At 64.1% G+C, this 14961-nt stretch carries 11 protein-coding genes; 7 read left to right on the forward strand and 4 right to left on the reverse strand.

The window, feature by feature from the left end; translation table 11 throughout:
* The first annotated feature begins 182 nt into the window (after positions 1–182).
* Positions 183–2825, forward strand: coding sequence for a bifunctional lysylphosphatidylglycerol flippase/synthetase MprF (mprF, locus tag FPB55_RS19185; protein ID WP_144189044.1), 2643 nt, complete (start codon positions 183–185; stop codon positions 2823–2825).
* Positions 2825–4117, forward strand: coding sequence for an AcvB/VirJ family lysyl-phosphatidylglycerol hydrolase (locus FPB55_RS19190; RefSeq protein ID WP_115294577.1), 1293 nt, complete (start codon positions 2825–2827; stop codon positions 4115–4117). The genes mprF and FPB55_RS19190 overlap by 1 nt, the downstream gene beginning before the upstream one ends.
* Positions 4118–4588: 471 nt before the next feature.
* Here FPB55_RS19190 and FPB55_RS19195 read toward each other — a convergent pair whose 3' ends face one another.
* The gene (locus FPB55_RS19195; RefSeq protein ID WP_144189046.1) at positions 4589–6499 is read right to left on the reverse strand and encodes a potassium transporter Kup; all 1911 of its coding nucleotides are present in this window, start codon (positions 6497–6499) and stop codon (positions 4589–4591) included.
* Positions 6500–6734: 235 nt separating this feature from the next.
* Here FPB55_RS19195 and rimO point away from each other — a divergent pair, with 235 nt between their 5' ends.
* The 5 genes from rimO (at position 6735) to tsaA (ending at position 10719) form a co-directional block, all read left to right on the forward strand.
* Entirely contained in the window at positions 6735–8066 is a 1332-nt protein-coding gene (gene rimO, locus FPB55_RS19205) for a 30S ribosomal protein S12 methylthiotransferase RimO (RefSeq protein ID WP_009682554.1), read from the forward strand.
* A gap of 156 nt (positions 8067–8222) precedes the next feature.
* Entirely contained in the window at positions 8223–8690 is a 468-nt protein-coding gene (locus FPB55_RS19210) for a GNAT family N-acetyltransferase (RefSeq protein WP_115294578.1), read from the forward strand.
* Positions 8691–8798: 108 nt separating this feature from the next.
* On the forward strand, positions 8799–9509 hold the full coding sequence (locus tag FPB55_RS19215) for an rRNA pseudouridine synthase (RefSeq protein ID WP_144189048.1): 711 nt from the start codon (positions 8799–8801) through the stop codon (positions 9507–9509).
* A gap of 49 nt (positions 9510–9558) precedes the next feature.
* The gene (locus tag FPB55_RS19220; protein ID WP_029887591.1) at positions 9559–10020 is read left to right on the forward strand and encodes a DUF1456 family protein; all 462 of its coding nucleotides are present in this window, start codon (positions 9559–9561) and stop codon (positions 10018–10020) included.
* A gap of 6 nt (positions 10021–10026) precedes the next feature.
* Complete coding sequence (tsaA, locus tag FPB55_RS19225) at positions 10027–10719, forward strand: tRNA (N6-threonylcarbamoyladenosine(37)-N6)-methyltransferase TrmO (RefSeq protein WP_144189050.1); 693 nt, start codon at positions 10027–10029, stop codon at positions 10717–10719.
* A gap of 477 nt (positions 10720–11196) precedes the next feature.
* Here the strand turns inward: tsaA and FPB55_RS19230 are convergent, their stop codons facing one another.
* The 3 genes from FPB55_RS19230 to FPB55_RS19240 form a co-directional block, all read right to left on the reverse strand.
* Positions 11197–12519 (reverse strand): dicarboxylate/amino acid:cation symporter, encoded by a 1323-nt coding sequence (locus FPB55_RS19230; RefSeq protein WP_009682559.1) that lies wholly within the window; start codon positions 12517–12519, stop codon positions 11197–11199.
* Positions 12520–12816: 297 nt separating this feature from the next.
* Positions 12817–14163, reverse strand: coding sequence for an ATP-binding protein (locus tag FPB55_RS19235; protein WP_144189052.1), 1347 nt, complete (start codon positions 14161–14163; stop codon positions 12817–12819).
* On the reverse strand, positions 14160–14837 hold the full coding sequence (locus FPB55_RS19240; protein ID WP_009682561.1) for a response regulator: 678 nt from the start codon (positions 14835–14837) through the stop codon (positions 14160–14162). The genes FPB55_RS19235 and FPB55_RS19240 overlap by 4 nt, the downstream gene beginning before the upstream one ends.
* Between the last annotated feature and the right edge of the window lie 124 nt (positions 14838–14961).

Here is a 14961-nt window from a genome sequence, read left to right on the forward strand (position 1 = left end):
ATGACCGGGTCTACCGACCCAACCTGCGGTGTTGAGGGCTCATCCTCAGGATGAACTATCTTTAACGCTGCCGGACGACTGCAAGTCATGTTGTCCGGAGTAATATCCGGATACGTTTTCCAAAGGGACTTTCACTTGGCCGCACCTCTCCTCCACCTCGCGCTGCTAGCCCGGGGCAATTCATGACTACGCACAACCCCGAACCCCAGGTACCGCTCGCCACGGTGCTGCCAGGTGCGGTACAGCGCCTGCCGTTGCTCGAACGCCTGAGCCGCTACCGCCAGCCCATCGGCCTTGCGGTAACCCTGCTGCTGTTCACCATGGCCCTGATCGCTTGCCGCCACTTGCTCAGCGAGCTGGACATCTACGCCTTGCACGACGCCATGCTCAGTGTGCCGGCGCAGTCGTTGCTGGGCGCTTTTGTCGCGACGGTGGTCGGCTTCGTGATCCTGCTGGGCTATGAGTGGTCGGCCAGCCGCTATGCCGGGGTGAAGCTGCCGGCACCTACCCTGGTGCTGGGTGGTTTCAGTGCGTTCGCCATCGGCAACGCCATCGGCCTGTCGATGCTCTCGGGCGGCTCGGTGCGCTACCGCTTGTACGCCCGCCATGGGCTGGGCGCTGGCGAGGTCGCACGCATGACCGTTTTTGCCAGCCTTTCGCTGGGCTGCGCGCTTCCGCCCCTGGCCGCCCTGGCGACCTTGAGCGATCTGCGGGCTGCATCCAGCGCACTTGGCCTGGCCCAGGGCCTGCTGGCAGGCATCGCCAGTGCGGTGCTGGTCGCCTCTGCCCTGCTGGTCATCGGCCTGTACCGTCGGCGCCTTGCCGAACAGCCACTGGCCAATAACCTGCTGGTGCAACTGGGGCGCCGCACCTTGCGCCTGCCGGATGCCCGCCTGACTGCCCTGCAACTGCTGATCACTGCACTGGATGTGGCAGCTGCCGCTACCGTGCTGTACCTGCTGCTGCCCGAAGCGCCCCCGTTCGGCGCGTTCGTGCTGGTATATCTGCTGGCCTTGGCGGCAGGTGTGCTCAGCCATGTACCGGGCGGGGTCGGGGTGTTCGAGGCGATTCTGCTGGCGGCCTTTGCCAACCAGCTGGGTGCGGCGCCGCTGGCTGCCGCATTGCTGCTGTACCGGTTGATCTACGTAGTGGTGCCGCTGCTGCTGGCCTGCGTGTTGCTGTTGGCGAACGAAGCCCGGCGCCTGCTGTTCGCCCAGCAGGCCATGAAGGCCGCCTCGGGCCTGGCTGCGCCTATCCTGTCGATCCTGGTGTTCCTGTCCGGTGTGGTGTTGCTGTTCTCCGGCGCCACCCCGGAAATCGACACGCGCCTGGAGCACATGGGCTTTCTGGTGCCACACCGGCTGATCGATGCATCGCACTTCGGCGCCAGCCTGATCGGCGTGCTGTGCCTGCTGCTGGCCCAAGGCCTGCGTCGGCGCCTGTCGGCCGCCTGGATGCTGACAATCGTATTGTTGCTGGTCGGTGCCCTGCTGTCGTTGCTCAAAGGCTTCGACTGGGAAGAGGCCAGCCTGCTGACCTTTACTGCCACCTTGCTCGCCGTGTTCCGGCGCTCGTTCTACCGCCCCAGCCGGTTGATGGAGCTGCCGTTCTCGCCGGTATTTCTGGTCGCAAGTGCCTGTGTTGTCGGGGCCTCGGTGTGGCTGCTGCTGTTCGCCTACCAGGATGTGCCCTACAGCCATCAGCTGTGGTGGCAGTTCACCCTCGACGCCGACGCCCCCCGCGGCCTGCGCGCGGCCATGGGCAGCGCCTTGCTGTTGGCGGCCCTGGCACTGACCTGGCTGCTGCGCACCGCACCACCGGTGATCCACCTGCCTGACGAAGAAGAACTGCAGCGTGCCAACCGCATTCTGCTGGCGTCCGACCAGCCTGACGGCGGCCTGGCACTCACCGGCGACAAGGCCTTGCTGTTCCACCCACGGGACAATGCCTTCCTCATGTATGCCCGGCGCGGCCGTAGCCTGGTGGCACTGTACGATCCGATCGGCCCGCCCCAGGAACGGGCCGAGATGATCTGGCAGTTCCGCGACCTGTGCGACCTGCACCATGCGCGGCCGGTGTTCTACCAGGTACGCGCGGAAAATCTGCCGTTTTACATGGACATTGGCCTGACCGCGCTGAAACTGGGTGAAGAGGCGCGGGTCGACTTGCGCCGCTTCGACCTCGAAGCCAAGGGCAAGGAAATGAAAGACCTGCGTTATACCTGGAACCGCGGCGGACGCGATGGCCTGAGCCTGGAAATCCACGAGCCTGGCCAAGCCCCACTGGCAGAACTGAAGGAAATCTCCGATGCCTGGCTCGGCGGCAAGAACGTACGCGAGAAAGGCTTCTCGCTGGGGCGCTTCAGCCCGGACTACTTGCAGCACTTCCGGATTGCCCTGATTCGCTTCCAGGGCCGCCCGGTGGCCTTTGCCAACCTGCTGGAAACCCACAGCCACGAACTGGCCAGCCTGGACCTGATGCGCGCCCACCCCGAGGCCCCCAAGCTGACCATGGAGTACATGATGATCGGCTTGATCTTGCACTATAAAAGCCGTGACTACGGGCGCTTCAGCCTGGGTATGGTGCCGCTCTCCGGCCTGCAGCCACGGCGTGGCGCGCCATTGACCCAGCGCCTGGGCTCACTGGTGTTCCGCCGTGGTGAGCAGCTTTACAACTTCCAGGGGCTCCGGCGCTTCAAGGACAAGTTCCAACCGGACTGGGAACCCCGCTACATGGCCGTGCCAGCCGGGCTCGACCCGCTGGTGGCACTGGCCGACACTGCCGCCCTCATTGCTGGCGGCCTGACTGGATTGGTGAAACGTTGATGACCCGACGCTATTGGCTGTACCTGCTGGTTCCCCTGTTGCTGGCTGCCCTGGGTGGCGGGCTGGCGTTCTGGCTGTGGACGCGCCCTGCCCCAGAGGCGCACCTGGAACAAATGAGCATCAATGACACCCCCATTACCCGGGTGACGCCAGGCGTGCACCCCAAAGTCAGCGTGGCCATCGGCGTGCCTCAGGACCAGGCGCTGAGCGACAAGCAACTGCTGGACCTGGCCCAGGCTGGCGAAGCGCAGCTGGTGCAGGTGATCCTGCCACCGAACGATTGCAGCAAGCAGCAACAGGCGCTGGACCAGGCCCTGAAGCAATTGCCGGCAAAACCCGACGTGGTCGCCGGTATCGGACCTGGTGCCGCCCAGGCCTGGCGCTGGCTGGCCGGGCAGAGCGATGACAAGGCCCGCGCCATTTCCGTAGGCTTTGCCCTTGAGCAGCCCGGCTGCCAGGCGCCGTTGCCCAAATCGGCGGTGCATGGCCACTGGAGCGTGGCCTGGAACGACAACCCGGACGACGCCAGCGCCGCCTTCGTGCGTGACCAGGCCAATGCCGAAACCAGCATCAGCGATTACGACATCCACCTGCCGCAGGTGCTCAAGGCGCAACTGACCCAGGCCTTGCTCGGCCGCGATGGCAACGCGCTGCCAGTCCCGGTAGTCGAGGTGCCGGCCGGGCAAACCACCGATACCGTCACCCTGTTCCTTTCCGGCGACGGCGGCTGGCGCGACCTGGACCGCGACGTCGCCGGCGAAATGGCCAAGCTGGGCTACCCGGTGGTGGGCATCGACACACTGCGCTATTACTGGCAGCACAAAACCCCCGAGCAAAGCGCTGCCGACCTGTCCGAACTGATGCAGCACTATCGCCAGAAATGGGGCACCAAGCGCTTCGTGCTTGCAGGCTATTCATTCGGGGCCGACGTACTGCCGGCGATCTACAACCGCCTGCCGGCCGAAGACCAGCAGCGTATCGACGCCGTGATGCTGCTGGCCTTTGCCCGCAGCGGCAGTTTCGAGATCGAAGTGGAGGGCTGGCTGGGCAAGGAGGGCCAGGAAGCGCCAACCGGGCCGGAAATGGCCAAGCTGCCTGCCTCCAAGGTGGTGTGTGTGTATGGCGTCGAGGAAGCTGACGAAAGCGGCTGCACCGATGGCACGGCTGTTGGCGAGCGCATGAAACTGCCCGGCGGCCACCACTTCGACGAGAACTACCCGGCGCTGGCCAAGCGCTTGATTGGTGAGATCGAGACGCGCCAGGGCAAGGCAAGCGTGGCTGAGCAGAACTGACAAAAATCGGCGCCGCTTTGCGGCCCATCGCTGGCAAGCCAGGCTCCCACAGGGATCGCCTTAGGGCTGACAGGTGTTTGCCACAAGGTATGGCAGCGCCTGTTAGAGCGAGCGCCGCCCGCGCGGCGCAATCGCCAGCTGCGCTCGCTCCTACGTTTGTTTCGGGCCAATTATTCCTGTGGGATTTGCGCGCGAACGCCTTGGTGCATGCCTCAATATCGCGCCGTACAAACAAGGCGGCCGCGCGCGCCTGTCACAGGCGTTACTGGCCCGAAACAAACGTAGGAGCGAGCGCAGCTGGCGATTGCGCCGCGCGGGCGGCGCTCGATCTCACAGGCGCTGAAGATGCTCCGGCTACCCTTGCCAGGAACCATAGAATCTCCCACAGGGACCGCGCCATGTTGAATATCAGCGCAGTACTTGTGGGAGCCTGGCTTGCCAGCGATGGGCTGCAAAGCAGCCCCTTGCCAATCAGATCTCGACCTGGGTCCCCAGTTCGATCACCCGGTTCAGCGGCAGGTTGAAGAAGCGCAGGTTGCCGTTGGCATTCTTCAGCAGGAAGGCGAACAGGTTGCCACGCCAGCGCGACATCCCCTCGAGCCGTGAGGCGATCACCGTCTCACGGCTGAGGAAGTACGTGGTGCGCATTGGGGTGAAGTCCAGGCCATCCAGATGGCACAGTTTCAACGCCGCCGGTACGTCCGGCTCGTCCATGAAGCCAAAATGCAGCAGCACGCGGAAGAAGCCGTCACCATAGGCTTCCACTTCGAAGCGCTCGTGCTCCGGCACCCGCGGCCGGTCCTCGCTGACCACCGTCAACAACACCACCTGGCTATGCAGCACCTGGTTGTGCAGCATGTTGTGCAGTAGCGCATGCGGCACGGCATCGGAACGCGCGGTCAGGAACACCGCCGTGCCTTCGACCCGGTGCGGTGGCTGAATGCGGATACTGCTGATGAACAACGGCAGCGGCAATGCCCCTTCGTCGATGCGCTCGACCAGGATCTGCTTGCCACGCTTCCAGGTGCTCATCAGCAGGTACAGCACGCCCCCGGCCAGCACCGGGAAAGCGCCACCCTGGACAATTTTCGGCACGTTGGCGGCAAAGAACAGCCCGTCGACCAGCAGGAAACCGACCAGAATCGGCACCGCCAGCAGCGGCGGCCACTTCCACAGCAGCAGCATCACCGCCGACACCAGGATCGTGGTCATCAGCATGGTCCCGGTTACCGCAACACCGTAGGCTGCCGCCAGCGCCCCGGAGGACTCGAAACCGATCACCAGCAGTACCACACCCACCATCAGGGTCCAGTTCACCGCACCGATATAGATCTGCCCTTGCTCGTCGCTGGAGGTGTGCTGGATCTGCATGCGCGGGATATAACCCAGCTGGATGGCCTGGCGGGTCAAGGAGAAGGCCCCGGAAATCACTGCCTGCGAGGCGATCACCGTGGCCAGGGTGGCCAGGCCGACCAACGGCAACAACGCCCAGCCCGGTGCCAGCAGGTAGAACGGGTTACGGGCCGCATCCGGATCCTGCAGCAGGAGCGCGCCCTGGCCAAAATAGTTGAGCACCAGCGCCGGCAGCACCAGGATGAACCAGGCACGGGCGATAGGCTTGCGGCCAAAATGGCCCATGTCGGCATACAATGCCTCGGCACCGGTCAGCGCCAGCACCACCGCCCCCAGAATGGCCACGCCCATCCCCGGGTGCACCACGAAGAAGTTGACCGCCCAGCCGGGGTTGAAGGCCTTGAGCACTTCCGGGCTTTGCGAAATGCCGTGCACGCCCAGTGCACCGAGCACCACGAACCAGGTGACCATGATCGGGCCGAACAGCTTGCCGATCTTCTCGGTACCGTGCTTCTGCACCAGGAACAGGGCCACCAGCACCACCAGCGAAATCGGCACCACCCAGTGGTCGATACCGTCGAACGCCAGGCCCATGCCCTCTACCGCTGACAGCACCGACACCGCCGGGGTGATCATGCTGTCACCATAGAACAGCGAAGCGCCGATCAGGCCACAGATCACCATCAGTGTGCGCAGCCGCGGGTAGGCCGCCGTAGCCCGCCGCGCCAGCGCAGTCAGGGTCATGGTGCCGCCCTCGCCCTGGTTGTCGGCGCGCAGGATGAACATCACGTACTTGAACGACACCACCCACAGCAGCGACCAGAGGATCAGCGACAGGATCCCCAGTACGCCGTCATGGTTGACCGGCACCCCATAACCACCGGTAAAGACTTCCTTCAGGGTATACAGCGGGCTGGTGCCGATATCGCCATAAACCACCCCGACCGCTGCCACGAGCAGGCCCAGCGACCGCGTCGCACCCTGCTTACCCTCGTGCCCGCCCTCAGCGTGACTGCTTGCCTGAACCATCGACCACTCCCGCAGACGGCCATTACGGCCTTTCAGTATTCACTCTGCGACCAAGCACTCACTGCAGCTTGGCGCAACGGCGCGAAGCATAGCGCAGCGTTCGTCGTATTTCTGCTGGTCAAGCGTCCCTGCGCTCGCTAGAATTGCGCACTTTTTGATCAGAGGCGCCAAAAGCGCCCGTCAAGATCGCCCCCGATTCCGGCCGGGCGACCTGCATTCAATACCGAGGTTAGTCATGTCCACCACGCCCGCCACCCCCAAGGTAGGTTTCGTAAGCCTGGGTTGCCCCAAAGCCCTGGTCGATTCCGAGCGCATCCTGACCCAGCTGCGCATGGAAGGCTATGAAGTCGTGCCCACCTACGAGGATGCCGACGTGGTGGTGGTCAACACCTGCGGCTTCATCGACAGTGCCAAGGCCGAATCGCTGGAAGTTATCGGCGAAGCGATCAAGGAAAACGGCAAGGTCATCGTGACCGGCTGCATGGGCGTTGAAGAAGGCAACATCCGTGACGTGCACCCAAGCGTGCTGTCGGTCACAGGCCCGCAACAGTACGAGCAGGTGGTCAACGCCGTGCACGAAGTGGTGCCACCCCGCCAGGACCACAACCCGCTGATCGACCTGGTACCGCCACAAGGGGTCAAGTTGACCCCGCGCCACTACGCCTACCTGAAAATTTCCGAAGGCTGCAACCACAGCTGCAGCTTCTGCATCATCCCGTCGATGCGCGGCAAGCTGGTCAGCCGCCCGGTGGGCGAAGTGCTGAGCGAGGCCGAGCGCCTGGTGAAGGCCGGGGTCAAGGAGATCCTGGTGATTTCCCAGGACACCAGCGCCTATGGCGTTGACGTCAAGTACAAGACCGACTTCTGGAACGGCCGCCCGGTCAAGACGCGCATGCTTGAACTGTGCGAAGCACTGAGCAGCCTGGGTGCCTGGGTGCGCCTGCACTACGTGTACCCTTACCCGAATGTCGACGATGTGATCCCGTTGATGGCGGCCGGCAAGATCCTGCCGTACCTGGACATTCCGTTCCAGCATGCCAGCCCGAAAGTGCTCAAGTCGATGAAGCGCCCGGCTTTCGAAGACCGTACCCTGGCACGCATCAAGCAGTGGCGCGAACAGTGCCCCGAACTGGTGATCCGTTCCACCTTCATCGTCGGCTTCCCCGGCGAAACCGAAGAAGACTTCCAGTACCTGCTGGACTGGCTAACCGAAGCCCAGCTCGACCGCGTGGGCTGCTTCCAGTACTCGCCCGTGGAAGGCGCCCCGGCCAACGACCTGGGCCTGGATGAAGTGCCGGACGACATCAAGCAGGACCGTTGGGACCGTTTCATGGCCCACCAGCAGGCCATCAGCGCTGCCCGCCTGCAACTGCGCATCGGCAAGGAAATCGAAGTGCTGATCGACGAAGTCGAGGCGCAAGGTTCGGTAGGCCGCAGCTTCTTCGATGCCCCGGAAATCGACGGCAGCGTGTTCATCGATGGCGACCATGGCTTCAAGCCAGGCGACAAGGTTCGTTGCCGGGTGGTAGACGCCGACGAATACGACATGTGGGCCGAGCCGGTCTGACACCCACGCAGTACGCTGCGCACCATCGCCGGCCAGCAGCTCCTTTACCAGGGAGCTGCCTGGCCGATGATGGGCCGCGCAGGCGCACCGGCAATCCTTGGGCCTGTTGCGCTTTTAGCATCTATCGTTTCCTCAGCCCCAGAGGAACGTACCCCGATGCGCCAGCCATTGTCCCTGCAAACCCCGCACCTTAGCGACTACCCCGAACTGGCCCAGGTCTGGGAAGACTCGGTGCGCGCGACCCACGATTTTCTACCCGATGCCTATGTCCGGCTGCTGCGTGAGCATGTGCTGTACCGCTACCTCGACGCCGTGATGCTGGTCTGCTGCAAGGACCGCCAGCGTATCTGCGGGTTCGCCGGGGTCGCCAGCAGCCGGGTGGATATGCTCTTCGTTGCCCCGGCCTACCGTGGCCAGGGCGTAGGCAGGCGCTTGCTGCGCTACGCCATCAACGAACTCAATGCCGAAACCCTGGACGTCAACGAGCAGAACCTGCAAGCCCTGGGCTTCTACCTGCATGAAGGTTTCGAGGTGGTCGGCCGCTCCCCTACCGACGGCCTTGGCCAACCCTACCCCCTGCTGCATATGCGCCTGCGGGGCACAGGCCAGTTCAGCGGCGACTGAATATGCCGCAGCAGGTCGCCGAAATGGCGCAAGTGACACAGATTCCCATCATCAACCGCGTAGGGGCAGGTACAATGGTCACCTTTCCCTGCCTCTGCGAATTGCGCCATGTCCGAACCCGTCCGCCTGTCCAAACGCCTCATCGAGCAGCTTGGCTGCTCTCGCCGCGAGGCCGAGCTGTACATTGAAGGAGGCTGGGTCACGGTCGATGGCGTGGTGGTCGAGCAGCCGCAGTTCAAGGTCGGGCAACAGCGCGTCGAGCTGTTGCCTGGCGCCCGCGCCGAGACCCTGGAGCCGGTGACCCTGCTGCTGAACCAGCCTGCCGACATGGACAGCGAAAGCGCCCGCGCCAGCATCAACATGGGCAGCCTCAGCGAAGCCCACCGCGAGGGCGTGCGTGCGCTGCACGGGCACTTTGCCCGGCAGGCTTGCGTCGCCCCACTGGAGCGCGGCGCCAGTGGCCTGCAAGTGTTCACCCAGGACTGGCGGGTGACCCGCAAGATCGAAGCCGACCTGCGCCGCCTGGAGCAGGAATTCATCGTTGAAGTGCGCGGCCAGACCACGCCCCAGGCACTGGAGCGCCTGGCCCGCGGTGCTACGCGCAATGACCGTGAGCTACCCAAGGCCAAGGCCAGCTGGCAGAACGAGATCCACCTGCGCATGGCCCTGAAAAACCCGCAGCCCGGGCAAATCGCCGAATTGTGCGCTTACCTGCGCTTGGAGCTGGTCGGCATGCGGCGCATTCGCCTGGGTGGCGTGTCGATGGGCAAGTTGCCGCTGGGCCAATGGCGCTATGTGGCCAGTACCGAACGTTTCTAAGTAATAGGCCGCGCTGGAACGCGCGGCACCTGAACAGGATTCAGCAGCAATGAACCACAACGACGTCCTGCGCAGCCTGCGCTACATGCTCAAGGTGAACGACGCCAAGATGGCCGAGATCATCGGCCTCTCCGGCCTCGAAGTGCACCCGCTGGTGCTCGCCACCTACCTGAAGAAAGAAGACGAAGAAGGCTTTGTGCGTTGCCCTGAGCGGGTGATGGCGCACTTCCTCGACGGCCTGGTGTTCTACCGTCGCGGCAAGGATGACAGCCGCCCGGCGCAACCGATCGAGCTGCCGGTGACCAACAACCTGATCCTCAAGAAGCTGCGGGTGGCTTTCGAACTCAAGGAGGACGACTTGCACGCGATCCTCAAGTCCGTGAACTTCCCGGTCAGCAAGCCGGAATTGAGTGCACTGTTCCGCAAAGCTGGCCACGACAACTACCGGCCGTGCGGCGACCAGTTGCTGCGCAACTTCCTCAAGGGCCTGACTTTGCGCGTGCGCGGCTGAGTGACCATGCAGCACACCGTTGCCCCGGTCGGTATCGTCCGTTCATGCTTCAAGGAAAAGTTTGCCATTCCGCGCCAACCGCAGCTGGCTCCCGCCGCCCGCGGGGTGCTGGAGCTGCTGCCGCCGTTCGACCAGGGTGAGGCAGTCGAAGGCCTGGAGCAGGTCAGCCATGTCTGGCTGCTGTTCCTGTTCCACCAGGCACTGGAAGACAAGCCACGCCTGAAGGTGCGGCCACCGCGCCTGGGTGGCAACAAGAGCATGGGCGTGTTCGCGACCCGCGCCACCCATCGGCCCAATGGCATCGGCCAGTCGGTGGTGCGCCTGGAGGGGGTTGAACCGGGGCGGCTGCTGCTGTCCGGGATCGACCTGTTGGACGGCACGCCGGTGCTGGACATCAAGCCCTACGTGCCTTACGCCGACAGCATTGCATGCGCCAGCAACCAGATGGCCAGCGCCGCGCCTGCAGCCATTGCCGTGCACTGGGCCGACAGCGCATTGGCGCAGGCCCGCGAGCATGCATTGCGGCTGGGTGAGCCGCTGGTGGCGCTGATCGAACAATGCCTGGCCCAGGACCCACGCCCGGCCTACCAGGTACCTGCACCGGAACGGGTGTACGGGGTGAGGTTCTGGGATGTGCAGGTGCGCTGGCATTACCCGCAGCCGGAGGTGATCCGGGTGTTGGAGGTGGTGCTGGCCTGACCCCGATTCAGGCTTGTTCGCTGCCCATTGTAGGAGCGGCCTTGCGTCGCGATGGGGCGCGTAGCGGCCCCGGGGCTTTAGCCATCCTGCAAGCTTGCCGGGGCTGCTACGCAGCCCTTTCGCGACGCAAGGCCGCTCCTACAAGGACCGCGCAGGCATGAAAAAGGCGACCCTAGGTCGCCTGGCGCTGATCGAATAGTGCCTGGCCCAGGACCCACGCCCGGCCTACCAGGTGCCTGCACCGGAACGGGTGTTGGAGGTGCTACTGGCCTGACCCCGATTCAGGCTTGTTCGCTGTCCATTGTAGGAGCGGCCTTGCGTCGCGATGGGGCGCGTAGCGGCCCCGGGGCTTTAGCCATCCTGCAAGCTTGCCGGGGCTGCTACGCAGCCCTTTCGCGACGCAAGCCCGCTCCTACAAGGACCGTGCAGGCACGAAAAAGGCGACCCGAGGTCGCCTTTTTGCATTTCAAGCCGCTATCAACGAGCCGGGCCTTCAGCCACACCCAGGTCGTCGGTTGGGCGGGTATCAACCAGCGGTGCACCGCCGGACGCCAGCTCCGAGGCCAGCTTGTCGTTGTCCATTTCCTTGACCCACTTGGCCACGACCACGGTGGCAACGGCGTTGCCGACCAGGTTGGTCAGGGCGCGGGCTTCGGACATGAAGCGGTCGATACCGAGGATCAGCGCCAGGCCGGCAACCGGCAGGTGGCCCACCGCCGACAGGGTGGCAGCCAGCACGATGAAGCCCGACCCGGTGACGCCGGCAGCACCCTTGGAAGCCACCAGCAGCACCAACAGCAAGGTGATCTGGTGGGTGATGTCCATGGTGGTGTCGGTGGCCTGGGCAATGAATACCGCTGCCATGGTCAGGTAGATCGAGGTGCCGTCGAGGTTGAACGAGTACCCGGTCGGGATCACCAGGCCAACCACGGACTTCTTGGCACCCAGGCGTTCCATCTTGGCCAGCATGCGCGGCAGGGCCGATTCCGACGAGGAGGTGCCCAGCACGATCAGCAGCTCTTCACGGATGTAGCGGATCAGTTTCAGCACGCTGAAGCCGTGGGCGCGGCAGATACCGCCCAGCACCACCAGCACGAACAACAGGCAGGTGATGTAGAAGCAGGCCATCAGGTAGCCCAGTTGCACCAGCGAACCCACGCCGTACTGGCCGATGGTGAAGGCCATGGCACCGAAGGCGCCAAGCGGTGCCAGCTTCATGATCATGTTGATGATGTTGAACATGACATGGGCGAAGCGGTCGATCATGTCCAGCAGCGGCTTGCCGTAGCTGCCCAGGCGGTGCAGGGCGAAGCCGAACAGGACCGAGAACATCAGCACTTGCAGGATATCGCCGTTGGCGAATGCACCGACCACCGTGTTGGGGATGACGTTGAGCAGGAAGCCGACCGTGGTCTGCTGCGCACCGGCGGCGGCATAGGCAGCCACACTGCTGGCGTTCAGGGTGCTGACGTCGATGTGCATGCCAGCGCCTGGCTTGACCACGTTGACGACGATGAGGCCAATGATCAAGGCGATGGTGGAGACGATTTCAAAGTACAGCAGCGCGTAGCCGCCAGTCTTGCCGACCGACTTCATGCTCTGCATGCCGGCGATGCCGCTGACCACGGTACAGAAGATGATCGGGGCGATGACCATCTTGATCAGTTTGACGAAACCGTCACCGAAGGGTTTGAGCGCGACGCCCGTTTCCGGGTAGAAGTGGCCGAGCAGGATGCCGATGGTGATGGCGACCAACACCTGGACATACAGGGATTTGTACAGCGGCTGACGTGTCGTCATGGCTAATTTTCCTCAAGTGTGCCGGCTCACCCTTCCCAGGGTGATGGGGCACCTGAATCGCTAACCCTCCTGCACCTGGAGGGATTTGTCGTTGTGTTCGAGCTGCCTGGGCAGGCCTCTGCGTAGATCAATAGCAAGGGTGGTGCCAAAGTGCCCAGCAAGGGTGCGAATACCTTGTTTAGCAAGGATTAATGCCCAACGACGGGGCGATAAAAGTGAGGAAAGCTGGCGGATTTCCGCCCGGTGGCGGGTTTTGTACAGGCATATTGGCGGGAATCCGCCCACCCGGGCCGTGAATCAATCGAGGTTGAAGGTAATCCTGAACGCGGCCCCACCCAGTGGGGAGTCCCCCAGGCTGAGCACGGCGTCATAGCTGTCGACGATATCCTTGACCACCGCCAGGCCGATGCCCTGCCCCGGGTGCTGACTGTCCAGCCGCTCACCGCGCTCGAGGATGCGTTCGCGCTGGTCGACCGGTACGCCCGGCCCGTCGTCTTCGATGCACAAGGTCAGGCGCCCTGGCACTTGCTCAAGGCTTACGCGCACTTGGCCAAGGCTCAGCCGATAGGCGTTTTCCAGCAGGTTGCCGAGCATCTCCAGCAAGGCGCCCTGCTCCATCGGCACCTGGGCCGCCCCGGGTAACACCCGTTGCACCTCCACGCGTTTGTCCCGGTATACCTTGGCCAACGTGCTGCACAGGCTGTCGAGCACAGGCCGTAGCGGCACACTGTGGCGCACCAGGCCACTCTTGCGCAGGCTGGCGCGCTGCAGCTGGTAGTCGATCTGCTGGCTCATGCGTTCGATCTGGCTTTGCAGCACCCGCGCCTGTACGCGTTCGCCACTGCGCTGCTGCAGGCTTTCGCCCACCCCCTGCAACACCGCCAGCGGGGTTTTCAGGCTGTGTGCCAGGTCGTCCAGCGAATCCCGGTAGCGCGTACGCTGCTCGCGTTCACTGCGCAGCAAACGGTTGAGCGAGCGGGTCAGGCGCAGCAGCTCGCGGGGGTGCTCGCCGCTCAGGCCATCGCGCGCCCCTGCTTCCACCTCATCCAGTTCGTGGCTGAGCCGGCGCAGCGAGCGCAAGCCCCAGGTCAAGCCGGCCCACAGCAACACCAGCAGCGCCAGCAAGGCGGCGCCGAAGCCCAGGTAGAGCTTTTCGCGCAGGCCGTCGAGGGTGGCCTTGTACTCGCTCACCGGCTGCAGGGCGACAATGCTGTAGGCTGCGCTCTGGCCACCCAGCAGCTTGATCTCGACGTCGTAGACAAAGAACTCTTCACCGTCGGCCTGGTGGATGCGGGCAAATTCGTTGCCGCGCCCGTCATAGCGCGGCCGGTAGTTGATGTGCCGGTCGGCGGTGGCGCGGGACTGCCAGACCAGCTGGCCATCGCGGTCGAAGATATACCCGAGCAGGCCGGTGTACGGCAGGTTGTAACGCTCGTCCGGCAGCAGTTCAGGCATCTGCAACTGGCCGCCTTCGATGCGCGCGGCCGATATCAGCGTGGTTACGTCCGAGGCCAGGCGCTGCTCGATCGACTCCTGCAGGGCCAGGCTGAACGCCTTCTGCAACGCGGGCAGCAACCCCAGCATGAACAGCAGCGCCAGCACGGCGGCGGCCAGCATCAGGCGCACGCGCAGGGAACGAATCATCGGCAGCGCTCGGTGAACAGGTAGCCCAGGCCACGTACGGTATCGATGGGTTTGAACCCCTGCTCGCCTTCCAGCTTGCGGCGCAGGCGGCCGATCAGCACTTCGATGACATTGGGGTCACGCTCCTCATCGCCTGGGTACAGTTGCTCCATCAGGCGGTCCTTGGCCACCACTTGCTGATGATGGCGCATGAGGTATTCGAGGATGCGGTACTCATAAGCCGTGAGCGCCAACGGCTGCGCATCGAGGCTGGCCTGCTTGCGGTTGAGGTCGAGCACCAGCGGGCCGGCAGCGATGGTCGACTGGGTGAAGCCGCTGGAGCGGCGCAGCAGCGCATTCAGGCGGGCTTCGAGCTCTTCGAACTGGAAGGGTTTGACCAGGTAGTCGTCGGCGCCTGCGGCCAGGCCTTCGACCTTGTCCTGCCAGTTGCCACGGGCCGTGAGGATGAGGATGGGGAAGGTCTTGTCCTGGCTGCGCAGGCGCGTGATCAGCTCCAGGCCACTGATACCGGGCAAGCCCAGGTCGATGATGGCCAGGTCGAAGTGGTACTGCCCGGCCTGGTACAGCGCCTCCTCGGCATCGGCGACCGCCTCGACTACGTGGCCGCTTTCGCCCAGGCGGGTGTAGAGGTGATGGCGAAGCAGGGCTTCGTCCTCAACCACCAGCAGTTTCATATGCAGCTCCTTTTCATCTATTGCCTGTACCGGCCTCTTCGCGGCTAAAGCCGCTCTCACAGGGAGCACACAGGTTTGCTGGACTGTGCGATCCCTGTGGCAGCGGCTTTAGCCGCGAAGAGGC

Source organism: Pseudomonas sp. BJP69, assembly GCF_007633355.1.
Taxonomy (GTDB): domain Bacteria; phylum Pseudomonadota; class Gammaproteobacteria; order Pseudomonadales; family Pseudomonadaceae; genus Aquipseudomonas; species Aquipseudomonas juntendi.

Coding starts and splice junctions, on each gene's coding strand:
- tsaA (WP_144189050.1), top strand. CDS start 10,027: ATGCAGCACACCGTTGCCCCGGTCGGTATCGTCCGTTCATGCTTCAAG.
- FPB55_RS19240 (WP_009682561.1), bottom strand. CDS start 14,837: ATGAAACTGCTGGTGGTTGAGGACGAAGCCCTGCTTCGCCATCACCTC.
- FPB55_RS19235 (WP_144189052.1), bottom strand. CDS start 14,163: ATGATTCGTTCCCTGCGCGTGCGCCTGATGCTGGCCGCCGCCGTGCTG.
- FPB55_RS19195 (WP_144189046.1), bottom strand. CDS start 6,499: ATGGTTCAGGCAAGCAGTCACGCTGAGGGCGGGCACGAGGGTAAGCAG.
- FPB55_RS19190 (WP_115294577.1), top strand. CDS start 2,825: ATGACCCGACGCTATTGGCTGTACCTGCTGGTTCCCCTGTTGCTGGCT.
- FPB55_RS19230 (WP_009682559.1), bottom strand. CDS start 12,519: ATGACGACACGTCAGCCGCTGTACAAATCCCTGTATGTCCAGGTGTTG.
- FPB55_RS19220 (WP_029887591.1), top strand. CDS start 9,559: ATGAACCACAACGACGTCCTGCGCAGCCTGCGCTACATGCTCAAGGTG.
- FPB55_RS19215 (WP_144189048.1), top strand. CDS start 8,799: ATGTCCGAACCCGTCCGCCTGTCCAAACGCCTCATCGAGCAGCTTGGC.
- rimO (WP_009682554.1), top strand. CDS start 6,735: ATGTCCACCACGCCCGCCACCCCCAAGGTAGGTTTCGTAAGCCTGGGT.
- mprF (WP_144189044.1), top strand. CDS start 183: ATGACTACGCACAACCCCGAACCCCAGGTACCGCTCGCCACGGTGCTG.
- FPB55_RS19210 (WP_115294578.1), top strand. CDS start 8,223: ATGCGCCAGCCATTGTCCCTGCAAACCCCGCACCTTAGCGACTACCCC.